Raw genomic sequence first — 12152 nt, 5'->3', positions numbered from 1 at the left:
TGGATGCCGACGTACCGTCCTTCCCCTTAAGGCTCCGTACCCCAGACCCGTGTTCCGTCGCGGTATAGGGTCACTTGGTTCCAGTCCGCATACGAAGTCTTCGACGGGTCGTATGAATAATCGCCCGCTTCATTGAAGCTCGACCAGTCGCCCTTGTTGATACGAATCTGGATATCCCCCGTCTGGCCGCCGGCCGGGATGCTGCCGCCCGTGAAGCTCACTTCCAGGTACGTGTCCGCCCCGGCCGCCGAGGCGCTGCCGAACGCCCCTTGAACCTGACTGCTGCCGATCTGCGCCCAGTCCACGTTGAAGTTCAGGGACGCGCTCCCATCCTTCGTGAAGTAATAGCGGAGCTTAAGCCCTTTGAGGTCGACGGGCGCGGAGCCGGTATTGCGGATATTGAAATGGGGCTTGATCCCGTTATCCGATGCGTTCGTGTCGGCGGCCCGGTACTGGACGGATAGCGTTCCCGTGCCGCCGCCCCCTCCGCCCGGCGATGCCGCTGGCTGGGCGCTCACCGGCGCCGAATCCGGCCCCGAGCCCGCCGTGTTCGAGGCGCTCACGACATAATAATAAGTCGCTGCGTTCGCGAGCCCCGTATCGATATACCCGGTTCCCGTTACCGTCCCTACCGCCGAGTACGGCCCGCCGCTGACCGTCGCACGCTTCACTGTGTAACCGGAAGCGCCGGTTACGGCGTTCCAGCTCAAGGCCACCTGCCCGCTGCCGGCCGCTGCCTTCAGGCCGGACGGGGCGGCCGGTACGCTCACGAGGCCCTCCCGGAGCTTCGCCCGGACGAACTGGCCGGAAGCGGTGAGCTGCGAAGCGGGCCAGCCCCCTGCCGGATTCGCCCCCGGCAGCAGCGCAGCCGACGTCTCTTCCTTGTCGGCGAGCGACCAGTTCGCCCAGGAGATGCGCCGGGCAGCCATGAAGTCGATCCACTGCTGGCTCTGGCTGAGGAACGGGCCGCCGTCGCCCGACGCGTCGCTGGTCCCCCACTCCGTGACGAATACGGCAGCGCCCTTGCTCCGCGCGTAGTCGATCCGGTCGCGCAGCCACTGGCCGTGCGTGCCCGCGTAGAAGTGGGCGGCATACATGATGTTGCCGTAAGGCAGCGGGTTATCCGCCGCCTGGTTCACATCCTGGCTCCAGTTCGGCGTGCCGACAATGATGATGTTGTCCGGGTCGATCGCCCGGATCGCCTGGGTCAGCTCCTGCGCGTACGGTTTGATGTGGCCTCCCCAAGTCACATCGCCGTTAGGCTCATTGCACAGCTCGTAGATTACATTCGGATACTGCCCGTACAAGGAAGCCATCTCCTGGAAGAAGGCTTTGGCCTGCGTCTTGTAGGTGTTCGGATCGCCGTCAACAAGGATGTGCCAGTCGATGATCACGTAGAGACCGAGGTCGATCGCCTCCTGCACCGCTTCCTTCACCTTCTCCTTCACGGACGGATCGGTGATGTACCCCTTCTCGGCCGTATACATCGCCACCCGGAACAGATTGGAGCCCCAGTCTTCCTTCAGCCACCGCAGGCTCATCTTGTTGACGAGATCTCCATACCAATGCATACCGTGGGAGCTCATGCCCCTCAGCTGCACAGGCTGGCCCGTATCGCTCAATAGCTCTGCTCCCTGTACCCGAAGCTGTCCGTAAGGTACAGACGGAGCCGCATATCCCTGCCCCCCGGAGCCGAAGGGCAGCAGGAGGCCAAGCACCGCAGCCGCCGTTCCCAGCGAGGCGCCCCAAGCGCGAATTCGTTTCATAACCGTTCATCCTCCCTTATCGCTACGATGCAAGTCTATCCTTAATGTGCAGCCGGCGGGCATAAAGAAGGGAACCCGCCCCGCAGGCCGGATCCCCTCTCTTCACACGCTATGGTACAGCAGGCCGCCTACGGCTCGATTCCCCAGACCAGCGTGCCGCCTTGATACAAAGTCACTTTGTCCCAACCCGCATACGCCGTCTTCGACGGGTCGAACGAGTAATCGCCCGCTTCATTGAAATTCGACCAGTCGCTCTTCGAGATCCGCAGCTGGATATCGCCGCTCTGGCCGCCGGCCGGGATCGTCCCCGCCGCCGCCGCGAAGCTCAGCTCTACATACGTATCCGTCCCTGTGCCTGTTGCGCTGCCGAACGTCCGCTTCACGTTCGCGCCGCCCACCTGCGCCCAGTCGACCCAAGAGTCAAGACCCGCGCTGCCGTCTTTCGTGAAGTAGTAGCGGATTTTGAGGTCGCTCAGGTTGACCGCCGTAGTGCCGTTGTTCTTGATATTAAAATGAGGCGAGATCGCATTATCGGCCGGATTCGTGTTCCCTGCGCGGTACTGGAGCGTGAGGCTGCCGACCGGCGGAGTGACGGTCCCCTGCGGGGTCGCTGCCGCCTGCGCGGAGTTCGCGCTTTGCCCTGCGCTGTTCACTGCGCTGACGACGTAGTAGTAGGTCGTACCGTTCGTCAGACCTGTGTTCGTGTAGCTCGTGGACGTGAGACCTGCAGCCACCGTCGTGTACGGCCCGCCGCTGACCGCCGCCCGCTTCACCGTGTAGCTCACTGCTCCCGCAGAGGCGTTCCACGTCAGCTTGACCTGGGCATCGCCTGCTTGCGCGGTGAGGCCGGTTGGCGCAGCCGGTACCGTCACGCCTGCGCTTGGAACAGCGCTCACCTGCGCCGAGTTCGCGCTTTCCCCTGCGCTGTTCACTGCGCTGACCACGTAGTAGTAAGCCGTGCCGTTCGTCAGGCCTGTGTTCGTGTAGCTCGTGGACGTGAGGCCGGAGGCCACTGTCGTGTACGGCCCGCCGCTAACCGTAGCCCGCTTCACCGTGTAGCTCGCTGCTCCGGCGGAAGCGTTCCACGTCAGCTTGACCTGGGCATTGCCTGCTGCCGCCGTTACGCCTGCCGGTGCGGCCGGTGCTGTAGGATTGCCTCCGTTGCCGCCCGAAGCCGGGATCGCCGGGAAGGCATTGTTCACCAGCATCACGAACTGGTCATGGAACCAGTGGCCTGCCAGAGGGGAGTCCGGCAGAGAGCCCGTCAATACGCCGTCCGCGTTCGTAAAGGTCGGATCGCAGTTCGGATCCGCCAGCTTGCCTTCGTCGTTCGGGATGAACTTGCTCGCCCCGTCGGATTCGCCCGGCGGTTTGACCCAGACCAGCGCGTCAATGTGAGCTGCCGCATAGGCGGCCGGTGCTGACTGCGGCGGCAGGCCGATGCCTGCACCGCTGTTGTTGCACCAGAGACCTCGGTGCGCCCGGCGGTCGATTCGCCCGGAATTCACGTACGTGTTGATGTCCGAACCGCTTGCTCCTCCCGGACGGTTCACTCCGCCCCAGCCGTTGCGGCCCGTATCGACCAAGAAGCCGAGCGTCGCGGGCCAGCCGGCCGCGGTGAAGTCGGAGTAGAGCGCCGCCGTGAAGTCCGATTCGTCGAAGTTCGGATTCCACTCGTAATACTCCGACGAGCGGATCGGCTGACCGTTCAGCGTCAGGTTCGGATTCGTCAGGTAAGGTTCCTCGAGCGGCGTAGTGTTCGCCGTGTTCGTGATGAGACCGTCCACGCTGGCGAGGCCGGCGGTTGTGCCTTTCACCGCATTGGTGTAGAGCGTCACGGCTCCCCGGCGGTTATCGTCCCAGCCGAGCCAGCCCGAGTGGCCGATATCGAGGTAGTTGTATACGTTCGGGATCGCATGCAGCTTGTTCAGCGCATACTGGAACCCGGCGATGTAGAGGCCGCTGGAGTTCGCCGCCGCGCATTTGGGATCGCTGAGGTTCGTCACGAGATTCGGCAGGCCGTCGGGTTCGATGACCGTGACGATCCGGATATCCTGATACTTCGGCTTGGCGAAGATCGCTGCAATCGCGTCGATATACTCCGTCTTGTACCGCTGCAGCCCCTCCTGGGTCAGCGGCAGCTCGCCGTTCGAAGCGAGCGCGTGGCAGTCGCGTCCCGGCAGGTCGTAGATAACGAACGTAGCCGTGATCGGCGCGCTGCCCTGCTTCTGCGCCAGCACCGCATCGAGATGCCCTTCGAGGCCACGGCGTCCGCCGTTCGCCTCTCCGCCGCCGATCGCTGCGATCCGGTCGAGCCATACGGCCGTCGGATACGATTTGATCGTCTCCATCTTCGCCTTCAGCGCCGCGTCCCCCGTCTTCGCGATCGAGGTGTCGATCTCCGCCGCGTAGTCGGGGTTGACATACGATGTCGCACCCGCGAAAGGGTTGTCGACATGCGCAGCCGCCGCATAAGACGTATTCGCTCCTGCCGGCAAGAGGCCGCTCAGCAGCACGGCAGACGCCAGAACCGAGGAGATTGTGGACCATACCTTTTTCTTCCTCAAATCATTCACTCATCCTTTCGCATTCCCTATGGATTCGAGTCGACTACAGCCGTTATGGCGTCCGCTCTTCGCGAGCGGGAATGGCGCCGCTTGGGCCGTTCCTTTCGGCTATTCCAGCCGTATTCCGGATATTCTCCCGATACCGCCTCCCTTGGCTGCCCAGCCTCTAAGGATGCTTGATACCCTTTTAGTATAGTTGTAACTTCTGGAAGAAACTAACACTTGTGTAACCTGTTGACTAGCACTCTGGTGAGCATGGGACGGGTATCTCTGCCCGGGCCGGTCGAATGCCTTGCCCTGCAGCTTGCTTCCCGATCCCCTAGGATAGGCCCCGAGCTTGGGGGACTTTACGAAGACACACCAAAAAAACGAGGTCCGCCGGAACCCTCATCCGGTGACCTCGTTTTCCCCTTACCTGAGTCATGTATCCGCCGCCTCAACGGCCTCGGGCTCCCGCCTCTTCTATCCTGCCTTCTGCCATATCCCGGGGGCTTACGCCCCGGCCCTTCAGGCCGGGCCGGCTTGCGAAGCGGTCGTGACCATCCACTGCACGCCGAACTTGTCCTGGAGCTGGCCGAACAGCGCCCCCCAGAACGCAGGCTCGAGCGGCTGCTGCACCTGCCCGCCCTCCGACAGCTTCCCGAATGCGGCGTGCGCCTCTCCTTCCGATTCGAACTCCAGACATTGGTTAATGGCATTGCCGTGGCTCAGCGGCCCGAATACCGAATCGGAGAAGTAGAACGTCACTCCGGCAGCCACCAGACTCAGGTGGATCACCTTGTCCTTCATCTCTTCCTTCGCTTCCGGCATCTGGCCGTACGTCATCACGGACTGGATCTCCCCGCCAAGCGCCCCCGCATAGAATTCCGCCTGAGCCCTGGCGTCCTCCGAGATAAAATATGTGTTGTGCTTTGCCATCTTTCATCATCCTTCCGGCTATGTGTGGTGTTCATGCTTCTAAGGATAGCAGATTCCGGAGGCCGCCGTTTCTTTTGGATTGCGTTGTTGACAGCTGTATAGGAGAAGGCGGCGGGAGTTTCTTCAAAGCAGCGGTTACTTCTGCGTTCCCGGCCGATTAGACCAGCATGTGTCCGCCATCCACATGAAGCACCGTTCCAGTCACGAACCGGTTCCGGAGCAGATAGAGCACGCTCTCGGCCGCTTCTTCCGCCCGGCCCACCCGTTTTACAGGCAGTTGGTTCCTACCGAAGCGTAGAGCTGGGCGCGCGCCTCTTCCGGCATGTCGCTTCGGGCCGGCGTATCGATAATCCCCGGCGACACGGCGTTCACCCGGATCGGAGCCAGCTCTAGAGCCAGGGTCCGGGCCAGATTCGAGACGGCTGCGTTCGCCGCGCCCAAGATGGAGGAGCCCGCCATCGGTTTGTATGCCGCAACCCCGGAGAACAGCGTAATGGATCCATGCGGCGGCATAAGCGGCGCTCCGTATTTGACTGCGTAGTAAGGGCCCCAGAATTTATTCTCCACAAGCTGCCGGGCTTCCGCCGTATCCATCCGGAGGAGCAGCCCGCCCCAAGTCTGTGCAGCGCTGACCACCAGATGATCGAACGGGCCGAGTCGGTCGAAGAACGACTGAACCTGCTGCTCTTGTGTCACATCCAGCCGGAAGGCGGCAGCCCCCGGACCGAGCTGCTCTGCCGCCCTGTGCAGCTTCTCCTCGGAGCGCCCGGCGATGACGACTTCTCCCCCGTGGGCGATCACTTGTTTGGCGGCAGCCAAGCCGATGCCGGAGCTTCCCCCGATAATGACGGTCTTCTGGCCTTGGATCATGGTTTTTCTCTCCTTCAGTTGGGATGCAGTACGATTTGTTGCTCCTCGGGGTTGACATGGTCAACTTTCGGGGATCGCTCCGATCTGCTGCATGAATGTCAGATTGTCTTCCAGGTGCCAATCCTCTACAAGCTTCCCTTCCTTGATGCGCAGCATGTCGATGGCCATGAACCGGATCGGCTTGCCCGTCGCCTTCGCTCCGGCGAACTCTCCCGTATGGGTGCCGGTGAAGGAGAGACGGGCTGTCACTCTGTCCCCGGCAACCGTCAGCTCTTCGATTATGCAGTGCAGGTCAGGAACGGCTTGCCGGAAGCCCCGGGAAGCAAAGGCCAGGCCTTCCGGGCCTTGGGGCCGGCCCTTGGGCAGCGTGTGATCGATGAAGTGCGGCACGACGGTCTGAGGGAGGAGATCTTCTCGGCCCGTATCCCAGAAGCCGTAGAAGCGCTGCGCAGCCTGCACCATCGCCTCGGCTTCTTGGCGGCTCAGCGAAGCATCGGCGGTCAGCGTACGGGGTTGGGGCAGGTCCTCCAGCAGTCGGATCTCCCCAGAGAGCTGCTGGGCAGCAGGGGACGGCGCCCCGGTTCCTTTCAAGCTGCATCCCGGTACGAGAAGCAGAGCTGCAGATATGGCAGCCAAGCACACTGCCGGCCACTCGGGCCTTGCGGCTGTTTTCATAGGACACCTCCATAAGTGAATGGATTGATCGGGCACATGGCTATTATATGTGCATTAACTTCCCTTATGGAAGTAGTGATATTTATTTCACATAGTTTCCCTAAATATACTTTTGTGCTATGATGGGGAAAATGGCCCAAAAAACCTGTGACGGGAGGTGTTCCGATGCTTGGTAGTGAGCCGGTTACGCTGACGAAAGGCACGCCGGGGGAGCTTTGTCCGATCGCCAAGACGCTTGACGTGATCGGGACCAAATGGACTTTCCTGATTGTCCGGGACCTGCTCATCGAGGGCACGATGCGGTTCTCGGATCTCTTGAAATCGATGGACGGCATCAGCCCCAAGACGCTCTCCCTTCGTCTGAAGGAACTGGAGGAGCATGGCCTGTTGGAACGAACCGTGTTCCCCGAAGTCCCGCCGCGTGTGGAATATACGTTGACCGACAAAGGCAGACGGCTGGAGGGCGTCTTCATCGAATTGAAGCGCTTCGGCTTATCCCTGTAGAAATCAACCACAGTTGGGAGTAGTGGAGTGAAGAATACCGGACGAACCCGGATGTTCAGCCACAACAAAACAAACCGGCTGCCTCGGCAGCCGGTTTGTTTATTGTTCAAGCTCAACGCTCGTGGGGAAAGGACCGAACAACGGAGTCTTTCTACCGCTCCCGCTCCTGCCGCTCTCGCGCAAGAATACATCCGTTTACGAAATACTCCAGCGTCTCGAGCTCCTCCTCAAGCAGCGCGCGCCCCTTCTCCTTCTCATAGGCCGCCCGCATGCCTGCCGCGTCACTCCCGAATGATTCCGTAAGCCGGGCCATCGCCTTGAGGAGCGCCATCTCTTCCCGGAACTCCGCCCGGGAGACGGGCTTCCAGTGGGATAGCACATACGTGTCCGCCTCGAAAGATTCCAGTACCGCGGCCAGGGCCAGTATGTTCTCCGGGGTATACTGGCGCCTCTTGGCATAAATATCCGGGTATATGCAGTCTCCGAGGAACAGGATTCGCTCCTCTGGTATATAGACAACCACCGAGTCCCCCGCATGATCCCCGCCCACATGCTGCAGAATGCAGGTAACCCCGCCGAGGTCGACGGTCATCCGGTTCTCGAAGGTACAGACCGGGAGGGCGATCTCTATATCGCGATCCTCTGCGAATTCCTTCTTGATGGCGGCGGCGCAGAACTCAATCTCGATGCCCTCCTCTACCCGCCGGTCTATGGCCTCATCGCTCCAGGAGAACGGCACGAGCTTCGCCATCTCCTCTTTGGTCAGGGCAGACGCTATCGATACCGTCCCCTCCCTCAGCGCGGCAAGGCCGAAGATATGGTCCCAGTGCCAGTGGGTCAACACTACGAACCCGGGTGCGGGCACGCCCCTGGCTGCAAGTTCCTCCAGGAAGTACTGCGCATGGGCCCCGGAGTTGCCTGCGTCGATCATCAGCGTCCGTTCGCTTCCGGCAACCATCCCCAGGATCGGACGGTCCGTCTCCGAGACGGGGGTCTGATACCAGAATCGTTCGCCTACTCTTTCTATCGTTTGCACGGACATTTGCACGAGCCCCCTTCATCAATACATATTTCTTGCTTGTGCCATCCTCCTTTGTTTACTCCCAATGGAAGATCCCTGCACCGTAACCAAGAAGCTGAGGCGCCAGGAACGTCAGTACCAGCCCCGTGAACATCAGCGTTACGAACCGCTTCCTGTCATGGCCCTCCCGCAGCTCCCATAAGGCCAGCGTAATACAGTAGAGCCCGGTCATCAATACCATCGGCTTCCGCAAGAAAAACACCATACCCCCCTCTAGAGGTTATGGGCAGCAGACTGCAGAAGACTGCCCTCTCACAAAGCTAATCCCTACTGCGCTGCGTCTGTCTTACCTGGCCCCTGCACCTCAACGGCAAAATGGTATTCCGAGGAGTTTCCCTCGCCCCAAACCGCATGAAGATCGTAGAGATAAATTCCCGCGGCATCGGGAAGCGCGAAGGTAAAGTCCTCATAGCCCGGAACCTCCGCCCGCCCTGGTCCATACTTACCGGGGCTCACACTAAGCACAGTGCTGGAAGGCCGGTTCCAGAACCGGATTCGGACCTTGGCACGCGCCGGAGCGGTCATAGTCACATAGCCATTGTCGGACATTCTCTCGGTAGGGGAATCGATATCCACACATTCCGTGCCCCGAAGAGCGCTCCAACAGTAAGATCCGCGAATTACAGGGATCTCCTGCTCGCCTGCCATAACATCAGGCAAGGGCGGTTGGCTGTAGAAGAACGCAGTCCCCCGGCTCACCATCAGCGCAAGAACCAGAACGCACAGCAGGCCTCCCGCGAGATACTTCACAGCCACTCCCCCTTTACTCTCCAAGCCATCTTCGTACCTACACTGACGTCTCACCCCCTGTCAGGGTTGCAGTACCGCAGAGAGTCTGTATGTTCATCTTATTCCATGGGCGAACCCAAGGACGCGGCAGCCTTTGCCTTCGTGATCCAGCCGCCGCGCCTAGTTTGCGCTTACGATGACGGCTCCTTGGCCGCATAAGCTTCTGCCCCTGCAGCAAGATAATACGCCAATCCGGTTTGCTGGTCTTCGAGCATACGCAGATGGAAGGGGTCACTGAGGAAGAAGCGCGTCTGCAATACAAAATCGGCGGGAGCTGCCGCATGCCCCTGTTTGTTCAAGAAGGCGAGGTGGCTGCCGATCAGGCGGTGTACTTCCCCGTCGTTGTGCATGACTCCCTTTCTTAATGCCCGTGCCATGCCGTACATGAAGGCCGCGGCTTCCGCAGCTTGCTCGTTCATCTCTTCGACGTTGATTTCGGCTGAGTCCAGCAGGTCATAACCGTACGCTTCTTTCAAATATTGATTCTGCTCCGCTAGTCCCTTCCTCCACTCTTCCTCGCTCTCGAATCCTTTGAACATGTCCGCAGTCTCCATCGGTATGCCCTCCCCCATGCTGGATATGGACTGCCTCAAGGTGCGGAGAATCGCGTCCAGCCTTTGTTTGCGGAGCAGAAGAAGGTCTTCCTGCTGCGACAGAATCGATAACCGCTCCGGTTCTTCTCCGAGCAGCCGTTCGATTTCCTTCAGCGGAATTTCGAGTTCCCTGAAGAACAGAATCTGCTGCAGGCGCTCCAGCTCTTTCACCCCGTACAACCGGTACCCGGCCTCACTGACCTCACACGGCAGCAGGAGCCCGATCTTATGATAATGATGCAGCGTCTTGACGGTCACACCCGACAGGTCCGACACCTCTTTTACGGTATATAGCATTCATCCTCACTCCTCTCTGCCACCAGTGTAGAGACTCCCCTTAGGGGAGAGTCAAGAGCCGGTGAATGAAGATCCGCTCTCGCCGTCTTCCCGAAAATAACGATGGACTCTCCCCTTAGAGGAGGGTATAACCTGAGTTCGTAATACACCAAGCAAGGAGGGAACCACCCATGTCAAGTTCAACCCAGCTGCTTCGAAATGTATTTGTACGGACCATCCTGATCTCCAATGCTTTATCCCAACTTGGAATATGGATTCGGAATTTCGCCGTGCTGTTATATGTAATGGAGAGGACCGGAGGGAATGCTCTGGCGGTCTCCCTGATCTCCGTCGCCGAGTATGCTCCGATCTTCGTATTTTCCTTCATCGGCGGAGTGCTGGCGGACCGGTGGCGTCCCAAAAGAACCATGTTCTGGTGCGAACTCTTAAGCGCTCTGTCCGTCTTCATCGTCTTTCTGGTGCTTGAATCCGGATCGTGGGAAGCTGTTTTCTGCGCGACGTTATGCTCTTCGCTGTTGTCGCAGCTGGCTCAGCCCTCGGGAATGAAACTGTTCAAAGTCCATGTACAATATGAGGATGCTCCCGCCTGCATGTCCCTTCTTCAGACCTTATTCTCGATCTTTATGATCATGGGTCCCGTACTGGGTACGTATGTGTATCAGGGATGGGGCATCGGGCTGGCGCTCCTACTGACAAGCGTATCTTTCCTGCTCTCCGCGCTTGTTCTGTTGTTCATCGCCCCCGATAAGGAGCAGCAGCCCATTCGCCAAGAGGAAGTACCGCCGTCTTTGCTGCGCGAGATGGCAGAAGGAATTCGTTATATTGCGGCCCGCAAGGACCTCCTGTCCTTAAACATATGCTTGATGATCGTAGGGCTGGGCGTAGGTCTGATCACGCCGCTTAGTATGTTCCTCGTGACGGAGCGTCTCGGGCTGACCGCACAACATCTGCAGTGGATCACCATTCCATACGGTGCGGGAGAAATCATCGGCGGAATCGCCACATTCCTGCTCGCAGCCAGGATCGCCCCGCAGCGGTTAATCATGATCGGGTTAGCCGCCAATGGAGCCGGAATTCTATTGGTGGGAATGTCTACGAGCTTAGGGATGGCGATGCTCGCCCAATTCTTCATCGCGCTTCTGCAGCCGGCGATCTTTGTTGGGAACACCTCCCTGGTCATGCAGCGAACCGAACCCGCTTATATCGGACGCGTGAGCGGAATCCGCACTCCCCTGATGACCGGGGCCATGCTCCTGACGATGAGTTGTTCGGGAATACTAAAAGATGCTCTCTCGCTGGAATGGGTATACGTATGGGCCGGATTATGCTTCTGGGCGGGACTCCTTCTCATGCTTCGCCCCCTTCCTCTCGCAGAAAATGAAGAGCCTTCGGCGCACTGATCCCTCGCGCGGCAAGGAACGAAGTTCGTCCGCATGCTCATCCGACAAGGAGCTGTCCAGCGGCAGCTCCTTGCTTGTGGTCAAGCCTACTGGATGCGGTTCGGGAGAGTCATCCTCCGCTCTCCGTTCGCCCTAACATTTCATTAATACTATGTAGCTCGATTCGATCCGCTTGCTGTCTATTATCGAGATAGTCATTCTCACTTGTTACCAGTAATTCATGATTCTCAAAAAAAGACAGCAGTCTCTTTGCCTCGGCTGCAATTGGCACCAAGTAGCTGGCAAGCTTCGTTTTGTCTTCTCCTAGGATAGTCTGGTGTTCGTCGCTTGTCGTAATAAACACCAAGGCAATGTACCTAAGGAAAGTAAATCCGCTGCCGTATTCTTCATACAAAACCTTCATTACTTCAAGCGACTGGTCATCCGAAACGGCCAGCTTGCGAAGCAGTTCCACCAGACGTTCTTGTTCAAAGGCTGCCGGATCAATGAGCCTTCGGATTTGTGTTTCGCATTCATGAAAAGAAAATGTATGATGGTAGTCTCTGGAGATAAACTCAAGATACTCTTTTACACCCAATAGATTCTCTAACTCCGTGTGCTGATATAACCATTGCTCAAACTCATAAAGAGGCATTTCCTGTTTCATAAATCGAAATAAACATCGGTGTGCTTCCACTTTATCCATCATGGAT

Annotated in this window: 11 protein-coding genes and 1 pseudogene; 2 read left to right on the top strand and 10 right to left on the bottom strand. The window is 59.0% G+C overall.

Features of this window, described 5'->3' with window-relative positions; all coding sequences use genetic code 11:
- Positions 1-26: 26 nt before the first annotated feature.
- From O9H32_RS03545 to O9H32_RS03525, 5 genes and pseudogenes are all read right to left on the bottom strand, one after another.
- Positions 27-1766 carry a cellulase family glycosylhydrolase gene (locus tag O9H32_RS03545; RefSeq protein ID WP_269864437.1) on the bottom strand — a complete coding sequence of 580 codons (1740 nt, stop codon included), beginning with the start codon at positions 1764-1766 and terminating at the stop codon, positions 27-29.
- A gap of 128 nt (positions 1767-1894) precedes the next feature.
- Positions 1895-4342, bottom strand: a complete 2448-nt coding sequence (locus O9H32_RS03540; RefSeq protein ID WP_455072774.1) for a glycoside hydrolase family 6 protein — start codon at positions 4340-4342, stop codon at positions 1895-1897.
- A gap of 498 nt (positions 4343-4840) precedes the next feature.
- A complete protein-coding gene (locus O9H32_RS03535; protein WP_269864435.1) occupies positions 4841-5251 on the bottom strand; it encodes a VOC family protein in 411 nt (136 codons plus the stop codon).
- 157 nt (positions 5252-5408) lie between these two features.
- Positions 5409-6121, bottom strand: a pseudogene (locus O9H32_RS03530) (SDR family oxidoreductase).
- 60 nt (positions 6122-6181) lie between these two features.
- Positions 6182-6796, bottom strand: coding sequence for an ester cyclase (locus O9H32_RS03525; RefSeq protein WP_269864434.1), 615 nt, complete (start codon positions 6794-6796; stop codon positions 6182-6184).
- A 165-nt stretch (positions 6797-6961) separates the two neighbouring features.
- Between O9H32_RS03525 and O9H32_RS03520 the strand changes: the two genes are divergently transcribed.
- Positions 6962-7300 (top strand): winged helix-turn-helix transcriptional regulator, encoded by a 339-nt coding sequence (locus tag O9H32_RS03520; RefSeq protein ID WP_269864433.1) that lies wholly within the window; start codon positions 6962-6964, stop codon positions 7298-7300.
- Between the two features lie 151 nt (positions 7301-7451).
- Here O9H32_RS03520 and O9H32_RS03515 read toward each other — a convergent pair whose 3' ends face one another.
- The 4 genes from O9H32_RS03515 to O9H32_RS03500 form a co-directional block, all read right to left on the bottom strand.
- Positions 7452-8336 (bottom strand): MBL fold metallo-hydrolase, encoded by an 885-nt coding sequence (locus tag O9H32_RS03515; protein ID WP_269864889.1) that lies wholly within the window; start codon positions 8334-8336, stop codon positions 7452-7454.
- Between the two features lie 61 nt (positions 8337-8397).
- A complete protein-coding gene (locus tag O9H32_RS03510) occupies positions 8398-8586 on the bottom strand; it encodes a hypothetical protein (RefSeq protein ID WP_269864432.1) in 189 nt (62 codons plus the stop codon).
- A gap of 62 nt (positions 8587-8648) precedes the next feature.
- A complete protein-coding gene (locus O9H32_RS03505) occupies positions 8649-9131 on the bottom strand; it encodes a hypothetical protein (protein ID WP_269864431.1) in 483 nt (160 codons plus the stop codon).
- A 170-nt stretch (positions 9132-9301) separates the two neighbouring features.
- Positions 9302-10060 carry a MerR family transcriptional regulator gene (locus O9H32_RS03500; RefSeq protein WP_269864430.1) on the bottom strand — a complete coding sequence of 253 codons (759 nt, stop codon included), beginning with the start codon at positions 10058-10060 and terminating at the stop codon, positions 9302-9304.
- Positions 10061-10230: 170 nt separating this feature from the next.
- Here O9H32_RS03500 and O9H32_RS03495 point away from each other — a divergent pair, with 170 nt between their 5' ends.
- The gene (locus O9H32_RS03495) at positions 10231-11460 is read left to right on the top strand and encodes an MFS transporter (protein WP_269864429.1); all 1230 of its coding nucleotides are present in this window, start codon (positions 10231-10233) and stop codon (positions 11458-11460) included.
- Positions 11461-11569: 109 nt separating this feature from the next.
- Here the strand turns inward: O9H32_RS03495 and O9H32_RS03490 are convergent, their stop codons facing one another.
- Positions 11570-12148: a hypothetical protein gene (locus O9H32_RS03490; protein ID WP_269864428.1), complete on the bottom strand. Its 579-nt coding sequence runs from the start codon at positions 12146-12148 to the stop codon at positions 11570-11572.
- Positions 12149-12152 lie beyond the last annotated feature (4 nt).

This window comes from Paenibacillus caseinilyticus, from assembly GCF_027533645.1.
Classification (GTDB): Bacteria; Bacillota; Bacilli; order Paenibacillales; family NBRC-103111; genus Paenibacillus_G; species Paenibacillus_G caseinilyticus.
The sequence above is the reverse complement of the archived record's forward strand: the minus strand, read 5'-3'. Positions and strand labels throughout refer to the sequence as shown.